The 16,607-nt window shown below is 73.3% G+C and carries 13 protein-coding genes; 1 reads left to right on the top strand and 12 read right to left on the bottom strand.

Annotation, left to right across the window (positions count from 1 at the left end):
• Positions 1-494: hypothetical protein (locus tag LZF96_RS02655; RefSeq protein ID WP_308294133.1), on the bottom strand; the 494-nt coding region annotated here is incomplete at its 3' end.
• 72 nt (positions 495-566) lie between these two features.
• On the bottom strand, positions 567-2,780 hold the full coding sequence (locus tag LZF96_RS02650; RefSeq protein WP_233865213.1) for an ATP-binding domain-containing protein: 2,214 nt from the start codon (positions 2,778-2,780) through the stop codon (positions 567-569).
• A gap of 389 nt (positions 2,781-3,169) precedes the next feature.
• Between LZF96_RS02650 and LZF96_RS02645 the strand changes: the two genes are divergently transcribed.
• Positions 3,170-3,472 carry a hypothetical protein gene (locus tag LZF96_RS02645; protein WP_233865211.1) on the top strand — a complete coding sequence of 101 codons (303 nt, stop codon included), beginning with the start codon at positions 3,170-3,172 and terminating at the stop codon, positions 3,470-3,472.
• Between the two features lie 60 nt (positions 3,473-3,532).
• Here LZF96_RS02645 and LZF96_RS02640 read toward each other — a convergent pair whose 3' ends face one another.
• From LZF96_RS02640 to pstB (LZF96_RS02595), 10 genes are all read right to left on the bottom strand, one after another.
• Positions 3,533-5,203 carry a DNA repair helicase XPB gene (locus LZF96_RS02640; protein WP_233865209.1) on the bottom strand — a complete coding sequence of 557 codons (1,671 nt, stop codon included), beginning with the start codon at positions 5,201-5,203 and terminating at the stop codon, positions 3,533-3,535.
• Positions 5,204-5,471: 268 nt separating this feature from the next.
• A complete protein-coding gene (locus LZF96_RS02635) occupies positions 5,472-6,065 on the bottom strand; it encodes a DinB family protein (protein WP_233865207.1) in 594 nt (197 codons plus the stop codon).
• 79 nt (positions 6,066-6,144) lie between these two features.
• The gene (locus LZF96_RS02630; RefSeq protein WP_233865206.1) at positions 6,145-8,961 is read right to left on the bottom strand and encodes a helicase-associated domain-containing protein; all 2,817 of its coding nucleotides are present in this window, start codon (positions 8,959-8,961) and stop codon (positions 6,145-6,147) included.
• A 134-nt stretch (positions 8,962-9,095) separates the two neighbouring features.
• Positions 9,096-10,181 (bottom strand): phosphate ABC transporter substrate-binding protein PstS, encoded by a 1,086-nt coding sequence (pstS, locus tag LZF96_RS02625; protein ID WP_233865205.1) that lies wholly within the window; start codon positions 10,179-10,181, stop codon positions 9,096-9,098.
• A 263-nt stretch (positions 10,182-10,444) separates the two neighbouring features.
• Complete coding sequence (pstB, locus tag LZF96_RS02620) at positions 10,445-11,227, bottom strand: phosphate ABC transporter ATP-binding protein PstB (protein ID WP_374203068.1); 783 nt, start codon at positions 11,225-11,227, stop codon at positions 10,445-10,447.
• Positions 11,228-11,423: 196 nt separating this feature from the next.
• Positions 11,424-12,407 (bottom strand): phosphate ABC transporter permease PstA, encoded by a 984-nt coding sequence (pstA, locus tag LZF96_RS02615; protein WP_233865203.1) that lies wholly within the window; start codon positions 12,405-12,407, stop codon positions 11,424-11,426.
• Positions 12,407-13,375, bottom strand: a complete 969-nt coding sequence (gene pstC, locus LZF96_RS02610) for a phosphate ABC transporter permease subunit PstC (RefSeq protein WP_233865201.1) — start codon at positions 13,373-13,375, stop codon at positions 12,407-12,409. The genes pstA and pstC overlap by 1 nt, the downstream gene beginning before the upstream one ends.
• Positions 13,376-13,424: 49 nt before the next feature.
• Positions 13,425-14,447, bottom strand: coding sequence for a PstS family phosphate ABC transporter substrate-binding protein (locus tag LZF96_RS02605; RefSeq protein WP_233865199.1), 1,023 nt, complete (start codon positions 14,445-14,447; stop codon positions 13,425-13,427).
• Between the two features lie 409 nt (positions 14,448-14,856).
• The gene (locus tag LZF96_RS02600; RefSeq protein ID WP_233865197.1) at positions 14,857-15,675 is read right to left on the bottom strand and encodes a response regulator transcription factor; all 819 of its coding nucleotides are present in this window, start codon (positions 15,673-15,675) and stop codon (positions 14,857-14,859) included.
• 28 nt (positions 15,676-15,703) lie between these two features.
• The gene (gene pstB / locus LZF96_RS02595; RefSeq protein WP_233865195.1) at positions 15,704-16,585 is read right to left on the bottom strand and encodes a phosphate ABC transporter ATP-binding protein PstB; all 882 of its coding nucleotides are present in this window, start codon (positions 16,583-16,585) and stop codon (positions 15,704-15,706) included.
• Between the last annotated feature and the right edge of the window lie 22 nt (positions 16,586-16,607).

Below are 16,607 nucleotides of genomic sequence, written 5' to 3'. Positions count from 1 at the left end.
ACGGCGCTCACCGAGCCGGTGGCTCCGCGAGGAGGGCGAACCGATCGGCCCGCACGTCGAAACCGGGCACCGGGTGGCCGTGCTCCCCCCTCCGGGCTCAACAGCGCGGGTCCGCCCACCCGGCGCCCGTTCTCCCGCGGGAGGCCGTGCAGCGGGTCGAGCCCCTCCCGGCCCCGGGACTCGCGCGGATCGACATCGAAGTCGATCTCGTCGGCGGAGTGGAGGCGGAGGATTCCCGGAACATCGGCGGCCGGCCGGACCCGTGACTCCGGGCACTCGGCGTCCGTCGGACGGGGGAGAGCGGTCTCCGCCCGGGGCACCGGCGGCGCCGACCCGCCCTCGGCGTACCGGCCCTCCCCGCCCTTCGTCCGGATGGGATCGAGCACCGTCTGCCAATCCGCCATCGAGGCGCCGGGGACACACGCGTCCGGCAGCGCCCCCATCGAATCGGGGTCGAGGAAACAGCTCGCGTCATCCCACCGCGGGTTGGCCACGGCATCATGCCGCCCGACCCACCGAGCCGACACGACCCCGTTCTCCCGACCGCTCCCGGTACCCCGTCCCCGTCAGGTCAGGGCGGCCGGCAGCGGGTTGTGGTGCACCACGGTCAGGCCGGAGACGGCCCGGGTCAGCGCCACGTACAGCCGCCGCAGCCCCGTCCGCTCGTCCGGCTCCGCCCCGACCACCGCCGCCGGCTCGTCCAGCACCACGTGGTCGTACTCCAGGCCCTTGACCAGCGAGGCCGCCACCAGGGCCAGCCTCCGTCCGGCCGAGGTCTCGTCCCCCGGCCCCAGCGGGTCGTGCCCGGCGGCCACCAGCGCCGCGCGCAGCGCCGGCAGCCGGGTGTCGGCGGCGATCAGGCCCACCGACCCCTCCCGCGCGAGCGCCTCCCCGCAGGCCGCGACGACCGCCGCGTCCAACTCCCCGCCCGGCACCCGCCGCACCCGCAGCGAGCCGGGGGAGTGCCGCACCGAACCGGCCTCCGCCAACCCCGGCGCGATCACCGGCAGCAGCCGCGAGGCGTAGGCGATGATCTCGCGCGGCACGCGGAAGCCCCGGGTCAGCTCGGCGACCGCCGCCTCCGACTTGCCCAGGTGACCCATGGCCTCGGCCCAGGTACCGGTGGCCCACGGCGTGGTGCCCTGCGCCAGGTCGCCGAGGACGGTCACCGAGCCGGTCGAACAGCGCCGCCCCACCGCCCGGTACTGCATGGGGGAGAGGTCCTGCGCCTCGTCCAGCACCACGTGCCCCAGCGACGGGGTGCGTTCCACCAGGTCACGGGCCTCGTCCACCAGTACCAGGTCCGCCGGGCTCCACGGCGCCGAACGGACGCCGCGCGCCGGACGCGGCCACGGCAGCAGTTCCACCTCCTCCGGCGTCAGCAGCCCCTCGGCCAGGGCGGCCGGGAACCCCGGGTCGGAGAGCAGCCGCAGCACCAGCTTCGCCGGGTCCACCACCGGCCACAGCCGTCGGACCATCGCCTTCACCGGCGCGCTGCGCGCCACCGTCGCCTGCACCCGGTCGTCCGGGGCCTCCCCGGCGCGTTCCATCCGCACCAGTACCGCGTGCGCCAGCCTCTGCGGCAGCGCCTCCAGCGCGGCGCCGTACCGGATGTCCCGTTCCAGCAGTTCGCGCACGATCTCGGCGACCTCGTGTGCCGGGACCCGCCAGCGGCGGGCTCCGCGCGGCACCTCCAACGCCTCGTCCGGCATCCGCACGCCCGAGCGCACCGCCCGGCGCAGCAACTCGGCCATCCGCGCGTCGCCCTTGAGCCGGGCGACGGCCGGATCGTCGGTGCCGCGCGCCTCCGGGCCGCCCGGCGCGGTGACCAGCGCGTCCACGGTGGTCTGCCGCACCTCCAGCTCACCGAGGGCGGGCAGGACCTGTTCGATGTAGCGCAGGAAGGAACGGTTGGGGCCGATGACCAGCGTGCCGGAACGGGCCAGCCGCTCCCGGTGCGCGTAGAGCAGGTACGCGACGCGGTGCAGACCCACCGCCGTCTTCCCCGTCCCCGGCGCCCCCTGGACGCAGAGGCTGCCGCGCAACGGGGCGCGCACGATCTCGTCCTGTTCGGGCTGGATGGTGGCGACGATGTCGCGCATCGGGCCGACGCGCGGGCGCTCGATCTCGCGCAGCAGCAGGTTCCCCCCGGTCACGGTGCCGGAGCCGTCCCCGTCCCCGTCCCCGTCCCCGTCCGTGCTCCGGGCGCCGGGCCCGGTGAGGGGTTCGTCCTCCAGCGCGGTCAGCTCCCCGCCCTCGTAACCGAAGCGCCGGCGCAGCGCCACGCCCTGCGGGTCGGCGGGGGAGGCCCGGTAGAAGGGTTGGGAGATCGGGGCGCGCCAGTCGATCACCATCGGGTCGCCCTGGGCGTCGTGGACGTGGCGGCGACCGATGTGGAAACGCCGACCGGTGTCGTCCCGCACGGTCGGGCCCCCGTCCTCCCCGGCCGCGCTCCCGGCGGTGCCTCCCGGGTCGGGCCCGGAGCCGACCGGGTGAATGTAGTCGAGACGACCGAAGAACAACGGCGTGTCGGCGAGGTCGGCCAGGGCGGCGATCCGCCGCTCGACGTCGCCGCGCAGCACCTCGGCGGTGACCCGATTGGCGGAGACGTCGGAGATGTTCAGCGCCTCGGCGTCGGCGCGCATGGCGCGCAGCGCGGCCCGCGAGTCGGCGAGGTGCGCCCGCTCGGTCGCCAACGGATCGGACCCGCCGTCGGGTGGCGGGCCCGGGATCGTGGTGGTGGTGGTGGTGGACGGGCGGGGGTCGGCGGTGGCGGACATGCCGGTGGAGGCCTCCGGGGACGTGCGGGCACGACGGGACCCGGCACGGGCGGCGGTGCGTGCCGATCGGGGTGACGGGCAGGCGGAATGTGCGACCGTGCCGGAAGAGTGCCCTGGTGCGGACGATTCGGGAAGCCGGCCGGTTGCCGTCCGGTCGGCGCCCTCCGACCCCGGTGAACGGCGAGGCGGGAAACGGGCGGAAGTGCAGCAGGATAGGCGCGCTCCCGGACGGCGACAAACCGTTTTCCCCGGATCGTCGGGGTCGGCGAGGTCGGGGTCGGCATCCGATACCCCTACGGGGTGTTCACCCGAACGGCTGATCAGCGGTGCTCCGGGATTCCATCCCCCGAATGATGACGAAAAGGGGGTCGGAGGAGCAGTCTGGACATATGGCCACCACGACTTTTCCGTCCCGCCGTCCCCGTCCGACCGCCGGCGCCACCGCCCTGGGAACCGGTGCCGAGGGCCACGCGGCTCCGCACCGCCACCCGGTCGGCGATACCCTGCGCGCCGCCAGGGTCTTCCTCGTCACCGCCGCCGAGGTCGCGCTCCTGGGGCGTGTCGACCGGGAGACCGTGACCGGCGACCGCCGACGCCCCGGCCCACCGGGCCGGGACCCCGACCCCGGCCCGGCCGACCCCGACGGGGTGCCACCCCGGGGCCCCGCCGTCGGGATCCCGCACCGCGCCTGACCCGGTACCCGAACCGCCGGCCGCGCGTGCCCGACCCGACGCCCCCGGGGACCGGTCCCGTCAGGGGTTGGCCTCCGGCTCGGTGGCGTCCTCCGCCGACAGGTCGCCCGAGTCCAGGATCCGGTAGGCGTACCCCTGCTCCGCCAGGAACCGCTGCCGGTGCGCGGCGAAGTCCTGGTCCACGGTGTCCCGCGCCACCACCGAGTAGAACCGCGCCTCGTGCCCGTCCGCCTTGGGGCGCAGCACCCGACCCAGCCGCTGTGCCTCCTCCTGCCGGGACCCGAAGGTCCCCGACACCTGGATGGCGACCGTGGCCTCCGGCAGGTCCACGGAGAAGTTCGCGACCTTCGAGACGACCAGCACCGGCACCTCGCCGGTGCGGAACGCCTCGAAGAGCTTCTCCCGCTTCGCGTTGGTCGTCTCGCCCTTGATCACCGGTGCGTCCAGTTCCTCGCCCAGCTCGTCGAGCTGGTCGATGTACTGGCCGATGACCAGTGTCTGTTCCCCCGCGTGCCGGCGCACCAGCCGCTTCACCACCCGCAGCTTGGAGTCGGTGGTCGCGCAGAACCGGTACTTCTCCTCCGGCTCGGCCGCCGCGTACGCGAGCCGCTCGGAGTCGGTCAGGTCCACCCGCACCTCGACGCAGTCGGCCGGCGCGATGTAGCCCTGCGACTCGATCTCCTTCCACGGCGCGTCGAAGCGCTTGGGGCCGATGAGGGAGAAGACGTCGGACTCCCGGCCGTCCTCACGGACCAGCGTCGCGGTCAGGCCCAGGCGCCTCCGGGCCTGGAGGTCGGCGGTGAACTTGAAGACCGGCGCCGGCAACAGGTGCACCTCGTCGTAGACGATCAGGCCCCAGTCGCGGGAGTCGAACAGCTCCAGGTGCGGGTAGATCCCCTTCCGGCGGGTGGTCAGCACCTGGTAGGTGGCGATGGTGACCGGCCGGATCTCCTTGCGGGAGCCGCTGTACTCACCGATCTCGTCCTCGGTGAGCGAGGTGCGGCGGATCAGTTCCGCCTTCCACTGCCGGGCGGAGACGGTGTTGGTCACCAGGATCAGCGTGGTGGACCGGGCGGTGGCCATGGCACCCGCGCCGACCAGGGTCTTCCCGGCGCCGCAGGGCAGCACGACCACGCCGGAGCCGCCGTGCCAGAACCCCTCCACGGCCTGCTTCTGGTAGGGACGCAGCGCCCAGCCGTTCTCGCGCAGGTCGATGGGGTGCGCCTCGCCGTCCACGTAACCGGCCAGGTCCTCGGCCGGCCAGCCCAGCCGCAGCAGCGTCTGCTTGATCTGGCCGCGCTCGGAGGGGTGCACGACGACGGTGTCCTCGTCGAGGCGGGCGCCGACCAGTGGCTGGATCCGCTTGGACCGCAGGATCTCCTCCAACACGGGCCGGTCGGTGCTGGTGAGCACCAGGCCGTGCGCGGGGTGCTTGGAGAGGGTCAGCCGGCCGTAGCGGGCCATCGTCTCGGCGATGTCCACCAGCAGGGACTGCGGCACGGGGTAGCGGGAGTGGGTGAGCAGGGCGTCCACGACCTGCTCGGCGTCGTGACCGGCGGCCCGGGCGTTCCACAGGCCCAACGGGGTGACCCGGTAGGTGTGGATGTGCTCGGGCGCGCGTTCCAGTTCGGCGAAGGGCGCGATGTCCCGGCGGCAGGCGGCGGACCGCTCGTGGTCGACCTCCAGCAGCAGGGTCTTGTCGCTCTGGACGATGAGGGGGCCGGCGTTCACGCGCGTTCTCCTCCGGTGGGACGGGCGGCGGGATGGAGCCGGGCGGGGGCGGTGGGCACCCGGGCAAGCCTCCAGTGTCGCAGCCCGGGCCGCGCGGCGGGGGGAGACGCCGGTCACCGGCTCGGGGGCGGGCGCGCGGTCGGCGGCGGGTGGGCTCGACAGGCCCCTTCCGTCCCGCCCCGACCGGGTGCCGAACGGCGCGGTCGCGCCCGGGCACCGGTGGGACCCGGTCACCACCCCGCCCGGCACCCCGGCCACGCCGGCCGGCTCACAGGCCCGTGGCACCGTCCAGCCGTTCGCGCAGCAGGTCGGCGTGGCCGTTGTGCCGGGCGTACTCGGCGAGGAGGTGCATGAGCAGCCACCGCAGCGAGAACGGTTCGCCGGTCACGATGTTCGTACCGGTGGCGTCCAGGGAGGGATGAGCGGCGACGATCTCCCGGGAACGCTCGCACTCGGCCCGCCACACCGCCAGGGCGATGGCCGGGTCACCGCTCAGGTCCTCGGTGTCCTGTTCGGGATCCTCGTCGGACCAGTACAGCCCGGGTACCGGCTCACCGAGGAACTGCTGTTGGAACCACCACCGCTCGACGCCCGCCAGGTGGCGGATCAGGCCGTGCAGGCTGAGCCGGGAGGGCTCCACCGAGCGCTCGGAGAGCCGACCGGCCGGCAGGCCGGAGCACTTGAGCTCGAAGGTTCTCCGGTGCCAGTCCAGGTTCCCGACCAGCAACTCGCGCTCGGTCCCGACGCGGGAGGGCGAGGGCCGCAGCCCCTCCGACCCCGGCCACAGCGGCGAGAAGACGGTGGGAACGGGGGCGCCGCCCGGGTCGGTGTCGGGGCCGAGCGTCGGGTCGGGAGGAGCCATGCCGAGAGTATGAACCGCCCCACCGACACTCCTCCCGCCGCTCCGACGACGTGTCCACCCTCCCGGACCGGAACACCCGTCAGGTGTCGTCGGGGAGGGGTTCGGCGCCGGTGAGGCGGTGCAGGGGGTAGGTGCGGACCTCGTCGGCGGTGTGGTCGAAACAGCTCACGAAGCCGCCCTCCACGCGCACCGGGGCGATCACCCGGCGTTCGGCGGTGCCGTCGGCGCCCACGCATCCCACCCACAGCCGGCCACCCGCCTCGGCGGCCGAGCGCAGCAGCCCGGGGAGTTCCGCCACCGGCGTGCGGGGCGGGGGCGTGCCGGTGCCCTCCCGCGCGGCGCCGGCCCGGGACCGCCGGGCCGGGCGGCCCGCGCCGGCCGGGGCCGCCGTCTCGCCGGTCCCGGCCCCCGTGCCGGCGCCCCGGTCACCGGCCCGGATCGCCCCGACGGCGGCGCGCAGCAGGGACGGTGCCGCCGGCGGCGGGCCGTCCGGCACCGGCCGGGGGGCCGCGCGCGGCGGGGTGCGCCGCACGCCATCGGTCAGGGTGACCACGGTCCCCTCCGCGTTCTCCGCCGCCGGTGCCAGCCCCAACTCCCGCAGGCGCTCCAGCAGGACGTCCGGGGTGGCGGGGGAGACCGCCACCGTCGGGGCGATCCGCAGCAGCCGCAGGGACTCCGAACGGCGGTCGGCGAGCACCTGGTCGAGCAGGGACTCGTCCTCGCAGCGCAGATAGCCGCCGGCGGCCCCGACCCGCAGTCGGCCGTGTCGCCGGGCGGTGTCGTCGATCAGGTAGGCCAGCGGCTGGGGGACCGGGGTGCGGGAGTGCTCGGCCAGGAAGGTGTGCAGCTCCTCCCGGGTGCGCCCGGCGTCCAGGGCGCGGCGCACCCCGTCGGTGCCGAAGCGATAGACGGTGGCGCCGCCGGTGGACTCCACGTCGGCGATGTCGGCCATGAACCGTGCCAGGTCCCGGCGCAGCGGGCCGGGCGCGACGGCGGTCAGGTCGGCCTGGAGCAGCACGTGGTCCACCGGCTCGGGCAGCAGCGGCGCCAGGGCGTCCACGGCGGCGTCCACGGCCGTCTCCGGCGGAACCGGGGCCTCTCCGGCGAAAGCCGTGCCGGCGTCCCCGGTGGCGTCCGGGTCGGTATCCCCGTGGCCTCCGTGGTCCCCCTGGACCCCGTGGTCCCCGACGACGCCTCCGCCCGGCGTGTCCCGCGCCTCCCTCGGGAAGGTCGGGTCCGGCGTGTCCGGCACGCCGGCTCCGGCGTCCGGGGTGAGCAGGGGGCGCGCGTGGTCGGCGAGGGCGCCCCGGCCGGTGACGCCCAGCAGCTCCGCCTCGGTCAGCGTCGCCGCGCACACCGTGCTGTGCAGCTCCTCGGTGGTGCGCCGGGGCAGTTCCCAGCGCAGCCGCGATCGCAGGGAGGCCGGGTCCGGGGCGCCGCCCGCCGGCAGCTCGGCCAGCAGTTCCAGCACCCGGCGGCGCAGCTCCGGCGCGGCGCCGCGGTCCAGGCCCGGGCCCAGCGCGGTGAGCAGGCGTCCGTCCGCGCCGGTCCGCCGCCCCCTCGCCCCGCCCGGTGGCACGGGGGTGGTGTCGCGCTCGCCGATCAGCGCCACCACCCGGCTACCCGCCAGCCATGCCGTGACCAGCCGTCCCCACCGTTCGGCCACCGGCAACTCGGCCCACTCGTCGTAGGCGGGGGTGGGCGCGAACCGTTCGTCGGTCCCGCCGTCGGTGGCGATCAGACCGGCGGCGTGCGCCACCTCGATCCGGAACGCGGCCTCCGGCTCGGACAGGTCCAGCGCGACGGCCGTGCGCTTGAGGTCGCGGGCCCCCAGGCCGCCGGCGCGCAGCACGACGGGCGCGTCGCGTTCCCACAGCGCGGCCAGTTCCTCGATCGCGGTGACCGCCGTGTACGCCTGACCGGCCGCCATCGCGTTCACCCGCTCCGGGGGGTGCGTGGCGCGCAGGTCGACGCGGGGCGGGTCGGGCAGCAGCGCCCGGTGCGCGCGCCCGCCGCGCAGTCGCAGGGCCACCTCGCGCGGGAGCACCACCGTGCCCGGCGAGATCCGCACCAGCAGGCCGGTCTCCACCAGCCCCCGGACCGCCGGCGGCGCGGGGGCGTGGGCCGGCACGGTGCCGTACGGCGGGCCCCACATCAGGCGTTCCAGCACGGCCCGCCCGCCGGCGGGCAGCTTCGCGATCAGCGCGTCCAGCCGATCGGGGTCGCCGAACAGGTCGGTGAGCGAGGCCAGCGCGCTCACCGGGTCGCCGGTGGGCGGCAACCCGGCGCCGACCAGCAGCTCCTGCATCCGGCGCGGGGACATGCCGGACGTGGCCTCGCCCAGCGTCGGGCCCAGGCCGGTGGCACCGGGGCGCTGCGGGCCGGGGGCGAGCAGTTCGCGGGCGGTGCGCACCAGGCGCAGCGCCTCGTCCCCACCCCACAGCAGGGCACGGACGCGCAGCGCGCGCAGCGCGTCGTCCAGCCGGGATCCGGCCCCGGGCAGCAGGGCGGCCAACTCGGCCCGTGAGCACGGCTGCGGGGCGATGGCCAGCGCCTCGGCGGTGCGCAGCGCGAAGGTGTCCAGACGGTCCACGGCACGCAGCACGGAGAGCCGGTCACCGGCCCGGGAGGCGAGTCGGGCAAGGTCGCCGGGGAGCGGGGACAACAGATCGGGACGGAGCCGCAGCAGTTCGGCGAGAGCCGTGTCGGGCAGGGCGCGCAGTTCGTCGCCGAGGGTGCGCGGGGGCCCGGCCGGTCCCTCCGTGGGGGCGGGACCCGCGCCGGCGGGGGCGCCCCGCGACCGGGAGGCGGAGGACGGACGGGGGGCCGTGCGGGGGGCCCGGGCGCCCCGGGAGGGGACGCCGCCGGTGGGAGTGCTGCCGGAATCCGTGCTCATCCGACCCACGGTACCGGCAGGTGGTGACGCCGGCGGGGGTCCGAGGGCTCCGGTTCGCCGACGGTTCGATGTCTTTCCGGAACGGGGCCCGCCGGTCCGGGCCCGCCGGTCCGGGCCCGGCGGGCCCCGGTGGGTCAGCGGCTGTCGATCCGCTGGATCTCCGCCAGCACCCGCCGCTTGAGCTCCGGGGCCATCGGCGCGTACCCCAGTTCCAGCGCCAGCTCGTCGGCCTCCTCGGAGGTCATCGCCCAGGTCCAGAAGGAGCGCAGTACCTCGGCGACCTCGTCGTCGTAGCCGCACTCGTAGGCGAGGATCCAGTTGGTGCCGGAGATGGGGTAGCCGTCGCCGCCGATGTCGTCGATGTCGAACCGGAAGCTCTCCGGGATGGCCGCGACGCCCGAGGCGATGGTGGTGGCCTCCAGGGTGGGTTCGATCGGGTTGCCGGAGGCGTTGACCACATGGGCGGTGGCGAGGTTGTGGCGGATGGCGTAGGACTGGTTGACGTATCCCAGGCCGCCGTCGGTGTTGATCACCCGCGCGGTGACGCCCTCGTTCCCGTCGCCGCCGACCGTGCCCTCGGCCCACTCGATGTCGCTGCCCTCGCTGTACTTCCGCGCCCACATGGGCACCTCGTGGTCGAGGTAGTGGGTGAAGACGTAGGTGGTGCCGGAGCCGTCGGAGCGGTGCACGGGCACGATCTCCCGGTCCGGCAGTTCCCGGTCGGGGTTCAGCGCCGCGATGGCCGGATCGTCGTACCGGGTGATGTCGCGGTCGTAGATCCGGGCGATCGCCTCGGCGTCCAGGACCAGGCCGTCCATCCCCGGGTCGTGGAAGGCGATCACGACGGAGCCGAAGACCACCGGGAACTGGATGGGCTCGCAGTCCCGGTTGAGGGCGGCGGTGGCCAGGTCCTCGTCGGTCAGGTACTTCTCGGAGGAGCCGAAGTCGAGGGTGTCCTCGATGAACCCCTGGATGCCGCCGCCCGAGCCGATGCTCTGGTAGTTGATGCTGGTGAAGGGCTGGTCGAAGCCGTAGGCCTCGATCCACTCCTGGAACAGGAGGTTGGGGAAGGTCGCGCCGGCCCCGTTGAGGACGCCGGTCAACAACTGTTCGCGCTCCGGACCGGCGTCACCGGCCGACGCCTGTTGCGGGCCGCAGCCCGCGATGGTCATCACGCCGACGGCCAGTGCCGCGGCGATCGCCACCGATCTCGTGCGCATCTCGCGCATCCACCCGCTCCTTGTCAACTCCCGCCCCGTCCAAAGCCCTTGCCGAACCTACGAGGGGAGGTGTACCGCGCGGGGGACGCCGGGTGAACGGTGGGAGGTGACCGGGTGAAACGGGGCGTCGGCTCCGGGTGACCGGGTGCGCGCCGCACGGGAACCCGCGTGAACGGCCCCGGGCCGCGCGGGAGTCACCGTGCGATCCGGGGCCGGTCACGCGCGTCCCCGGCGGCGGGCCGGGGGGAACCGGAGACGCGGTGTCAGCCGAAGCGACCGCTGACGTAGTCCTCGGTGCGCTGGTCACCGGGGGCGCTGAAGATCTTCTCCGTGTCCTCGTACTCCACCAGCTCGCCGGTGCGGGCGCCCCCGTCGACGCGCACGCTGAAGAAGGCGGTCATGTCCGAGACGCGCGCCGCCTGCTGCATGTTGTGGGTGACGATGACGATCGTGTACTCGTCCTTCAACTGCTGGATCAAATCCTCGATCTTCAGCGTGGCGATCGGGTCGAGGGCCGAGCAGGGCTCGTCCATCAGCAGGACCTCGGGCTTGACCGCGATGGCCCGGGCGATGCACAGCCGCTGCTGCTGGCCGCCGGAGAGCGCCAGACCGTTGCTCGACAGCTTGTCCTTGACCTCGTCCCACAGCGCGGCGCCGCGCAGCGCCTCCTCGACGATGTCGTCCATGTTCTGCTTGATCCCCATCGTGCGGGGACCGAAGGCGACGTTGTCGTAGATGGACTTGGGGAACGGGTTGGGCTTCTGGAAGACCATCCCGATCACCTTGCGCACCCGCACCGGGTCCACCCGGGGGCCGTACAGGTTCTCGCCGTGGTACAGCACCTCGCCGTCCACCCGCGCGCCGGGGATCAGGTCGTTCATCCGGTTCAGGCTGCGCAGCAGAGTGGACTTGCCGCAGCCGGAGGGGCCGATCAGGGCGGTGATGTTGTGCCGGAAGACGTCCAGGGACACGTCCCCGACCGCGCGGTGGGAGCCGTAGGAGACGGAGACCTTCCGCAGTTCGAAGACGGCGTCCCGGTGCTCCACGGGGCCGTGGTCGCGCAGCGCGGCGGGCCGCAGGTGCAGGGGGGAGTCGAGGTTCCCGTCGGTGCCGAGGTCCCCCTCGATGTCGGTTGCGCCGTCGGCGCCCGGACCCGGGTCGGCGGGCGCGGTGGCGTCGGTGCCCTCGTCGCGGGGCGTCTCCCCGGAGATCGGGGCGTCCTTGTCGGTGGTCATCGTGGGGTCACCACTTCTTCTCGTACCGGTTGCGGAGCCAGATCGCGAAGGAGTTGATGGCCATCAGGACCACCAGCATCACCAGGACACCGGCGATGGCCATGACGTGGAACTCCTCCTGGGGGCGCTTGGCGTAGTTGTAGATCTGCACCGGCAGCACGGAGTAGCCGCCCTCGAAGAAGCTCGGGTCGTAGACCACGAAGGTCACCGCGCCGACCAGCAGCAGCGGGGCCGCCTCGCCGATCGCGCGGGCCACTCCGAGGATCACGCCGGTCAGGATGCCCGGCGCGGCGGCCGGCAGGACGTTCCGCCAGACCGTCTGCCACAGGGTGGCGCCCAGGGCGAGGGAACCGTTGCGCACCGAGGAGGGCACGGCGCGGATCGCCTCGCGGGAGGCGAGGATCACGGTCGGCAGCACCAGCAGCGCCAGGGTCATCGAGCCGGCGGCGGCGACGAACCCGAAGTTGCCGAGGCCGCGCACGATGAAGGCCAGACCCAGGATGCCGAAGACGATCGAGGGCACGCCGGCCAGGTTCTGGATGTTCAGCTCGATGAAGCGGTTGTACCAGCGCTCCCGGTCGGCGAACTCCTCCAGGTAGATGGCGGCGCCCACGCCCAGCGGCACGATGAGCGCGATCACGCCGCCGATCACGTAGAGGGTGCCGATGATGGCGGTGCGGAAGCCCGCCTCCGACGGGTTGATCGTGGAGGGGCCGGCGAGGAAGAGATTGGCGTCCAGCCGGGGCCAGCCCTCGATCAGCGCCCACGTGATGATCGAGACCAGCGCGACCAGGGCGGTGCCCAGCCCCACGAGCAGCACGACGGAGAAGAGGGTGTTGGTGATCCGGTGCTTCGCGGTCCGCGGGCTGTACAGCCCCTGACCGGCGGCGCGGGCCCCGGCCACGGCGAGCCGGGTGCGCTCGGAGGTCCGGCGCGGTCCGGCGGACTTCTCCCGGTTGTGCTGCGTCTCCTGCGTTCCCCCGGTAGCCATCACTCGTACACCTCACGGAAGCGGCGGACCAGGCGGATCGCCAACATGTTGGTCACCAGGGTCATCAGGAAGAGGAGGGTGCCCACGGCGAAGATCGTGTTGTACACGGTGGTGCCGGTGGCGATGTCACCGGTGGCGGTGCCACCGATGTAGGCGGTCATGGTCTGCGCGCCGCGCGCCAGGTCGAAGGAGAGGTTGGGGTTGCCCGCGCCCGCGACCAGCAGCACGACCATGGTCTCGCCGATCGCCCGGGACATGCCCAGCACGATGGCCGCCACGATGCCGGAGACGGCCGCCGGGAAGACGACCTTCAGGGAGACCCGCATCTTGTTGGCGCCCAGCGCGTAGGCGCCCTCGCGCAGGCCGCCGGGGACCGAGCGCATGGCGTCCTCGGAGACCGAGGCGATCAGCGGCACGATCAGCAGGCCGACCGCGACGCCGGCGACGCCGATGGAGAAGTCGCCGCGCCAGTTCAGGAAGGGGAAGACGGTCTCCGCCAGCGGACGCAGGAGGAAGAGGCCGAAGAGGCCGATCGCCACCGTGGGGATGCCCTCGAGCACCTCCAGGGCCGGCTTGATCACGGCCCGGACCCGGCGCGGCGCGTACTCGGCGAGGTAGATGGCCGAGAGCAGGCCGATGGGGATCGCCACGATCAGGGCGATGACGACCACGGTGAGGGTGCCGACCACGATCGGCAGCACCCCGAACTCGCCCCGGGCGAAGCCGGGCGACCACTGGGTGCCGGTGAGGAACTCCACGACGGAGACCTCACGGAAGAAGCTGATGGTGGGGGTCAGGAGCGAGATGACGATGGCGATGGTGACGCCGACCGAGAGAGCCGCGCACAGGGCGAGGAATCCTTTGACGACTTTCTCGCCGTGACGTGGGCGCGCGGCCCCCAGTGGCCGGCGCGGAGTCTCCTCCGCGCCGGCCTCGGGGGACACGCTGCCACGCTGGGAAGCGGTCATGGCTGCGTGTCCTACTCGTCGATTGGTACCGGACGGGGCCGATGGGGCGTCAGGAGGTGAGGGAGTCGACCTTGGCGTCGCCCTCGTCGATCTGCTCCTGGGTCATCGGCACGAAACCGGCGGTCTCGGCGATCTGGGCGGAGTTCTCCAGCCAGAACTTCATGAAGGCCACGGTGGCCTCCTTCTCGAGAGCCACGTCGCTGGCGTAGGTGAACAGGCCGCGGCCCAGCGGGGCGTAGGAGCCGTCCTGGACGTTCTCCAGGGTGGCGTCCACACAGCCCTCGCCGCCGTCGATCTGCAGCGGCTTGATGGCGTCGCCGGCCTCCTGGAAGTAGGAGTAGGGGACGAAGGCCATGGCGGCGAAGTCGCCCTCGACGCCGCGAACGGCGGCGTTGTCGTCCTCACCGATGTCGGTGTAGTCGGTGCGGATACGACCCTCCTCACCGTTGATGGCGTCGGTGAAGTAGTCGAAGGTGCCGGAGTCGGTGCCCGGGCCGTAGAGGACGAGGTCCTCGGAGGCCAGGTCGTCCGGGATGTCCAGACCGTCCACGTCACCCCAGGTGGAGACGGAGGAGCCCTCGTCCCAGATCTGGTTGGCCTGGTCGACGGTCAGGCACTCGACGGGGTTGTCGCTGTTGACGACGATGGCCAGCGCGTCGTTGGAGACCTGGATGCCCTCGTAGGCGATCTCGTTCCCCTCGCACAGCTCGATCTCGGATTCCTTGATCTCCCGGGAGGCGTTGTTCATGTCGTTCTCGCCCTGGCAGAACTTCTCGAAGCCGCCGCTGGTGCCGGAGATGGCGACGTCCACCATGACGCCGGGGTTCTCGGTCATGAACATCTCGGCGGCGACCTCGGCCAGCGGGCCGACCGTGCTGGAACCGTCGACGCGGATGGAACCGCTCAGGTCCCCACCGCCCTCGCCCTCGCCCTCGGTCTCGTTGCCGGCCTCGGTCTCGTTGCCGGTGTCGGCGGCGGAGTCGGAACCGTTGTCGTCGCTGCCGCAGGCGGTGACGAGGGCCAGGGCGGACACCGCGGCGATCGCGGCGGTCTTGGCGCGCCAGTTGCGCATGACGTGTGCTCCTTCAGAACGCCGGCCGCCGGCCGGCATGTGGTGGTGACTTGACTGCGTCGAGACTGAACGTAGGAGCGCGCGGCGACGCCTCGAGGGCCACAAGGTGAACAGGAAGATAGGTTCGGCCGAACCAGGAGTTTCACAAAAAGTGTTGGAATCGTTAAGGATCGATCGACCCCGAAAATGCCGGAACGCCGCCCGGCCCGGCGGTGGTTCCGCCGGGCCGTGGCGGCCCGTCCGGTCCCGGGGGACCGGGGTGTTCCCCTGTCGGTTCGGCGGGCGCGGGGTCCGCGTTCACCGGGATGTGCGCCGGTCAGCGATGCGGACCGGGATGTGCGGGAGCCTCGCGGGCCCCACCGGCCGTGGTCGGTTTCCCTCCGGCACCGTCGTCGCGACGGGGCGGTGATCAGGGACCCGGCGGCACCAGCCGGTACCCCACGCCGCGCACCGTCTGGATGATCTCCGGGTGGTGCGGGTCGTCCCCCAGCCGCTCCCGGAGGCGACGAATGTGAACGGTGATGGTGTTGGAGCGACGCGCGCCGTCACCCCACAGCTCCGCCCGGATCCGGTCCCGGGTGATGACCTTCTCCGCGTGCTGCATCAGCAGGTGCAGCAGCTGGAACTCCCGCAGCGGCAGGCGCCCGGTCGGCACCCCGTGCATCCGCACCTCGTACCCGGCCGGATCCAGCGTCAACGGTCCGCAGACCAGCGGCTGGTCCCAGCCGCCGCGCCCGCCGTGATCGGCCAGGCTCAGCAACTGAGCCACCTCGCGCGGTCGGTAGGGGCGCGCCACGCAGGCGCTCGCCCCCGCCGCCAGCGCCGGGGCCACGGCGGCGGTGTCCTCCGGACCCACCCCCAGCACCACCGGCACCGACATCCGCCGCCGCACCAGCCGCAGCACCGTCGCGCCGTCGAGCACCGGCAGGTCGGCGGAGATCAGCAGTACGTCGGGCTTGCGCAGCCCGGCCTCCAGCAGGGTCACCGCGCCGTCCGCGCAGTGCACCACCGACACCTGGTACCTGGCCAGCTGGGCGGTGAGTCCCTGGCGGATCCGCTCGTCCGCGTCGGCGAGCAGCACCAGCGGGTTGCTGCCCAGCGGTATCCGCGGCTGCCGGGGGACGAACGCCTCGGGGTCGTCCCCGAAACCCTCGGCCCCGCGGGCGTCGGCCCTCCCGCCTCCGGCGGCCCCCGGGTCGCGCTCGTCCACCGCACCCCGGTCGTTCACCGTCGTCGGACCGAAACCGTGCCGGCCGTCAGCCGAATCGCCCGGAAATGTAGTCCTCGGTGCGCCGGTCGGCGGGGTTGCTGAAGATCTTGTCGGTGACGTCGTACTCGACCAGGCGCCCATGACGCTCTCCCTCGCTGTCATTCTCGGCGGTGAAGAACGCCGTCCGGTCCGAAACCCGCGCCGCCTGCTGCATGTTGTGGGTGACGATGACGATGGTGAACTCGTCCGCCAGCCGCAGCATCAGGTCCTCGATCTTCGCCGTGGCGATCGGGTCGAGGGCCGAGCAGGGCTCGTCCATCAGCAGGACGTCGGGCCGGACCGCGATGGCCCGGGCGATGCACAACCGCTGCTGCTGGCCGCCGGAGAGGGCGAAGCCGCTCTCCTTGAGCTTGTCCTTGACCTCGTCCCACAGCGCGGCGCCGGTCAGCGCCTCCTCGACCCGGTCGTCCAGCTCGGACTTGGGACGCTTGCCCTCCACGCGCAGCCCGTAGGCGACGTTCTCGTAGATGGACTTGGGGAACGGGTTCGGCTTCTGGAAGACCATCCCGATCCGGCGCCGCACCTCGATGGGGTCCACGTGCGGCGCGTACAGGTCCTCGCCGTAGTAGGACACCTTGCCCGACACCCGGGCGCCGGGTACCTGGTCGTTCATGCGGTTCAGGCAGCGCAGCACGGTGGATTTGCCACAGCCGGAAGGTCCGATGAGGGCGGTGATCTCGTGCTCGTGGACGGTCAGCGAGACCTCGCGCACGGCGCGGTGCGAACCGTAGGAGACGAAGAGGTCGCTCACCTCGAAGACCGTGGGCGACAACGTGCGCGGCTCGCCGGCCGCCTCCGCTCCGTCGGACGTCCCGGACGCGGGCGCCGTTCTCCGGCGAGCCGTCGCGACGGTGAGATCTACTGCCATGGAGGCTCCCGGGGCGTGAATG

It is taken from the genome of Streptomyces sp. ST2-7A, from assembly GCF_021390475.1.
Taxonomy (GTDB): domain Bacteria; phylum Actinomycetota; class Actinomycetes; order Streptomycetales; family Streptomycetaceae; genus Streptomyces.
The sequence above is the reverse complement of the archived record's forward strand: the minus strand, read 5'-3'. Positions and strand labels throughout refer to the sequence as shown.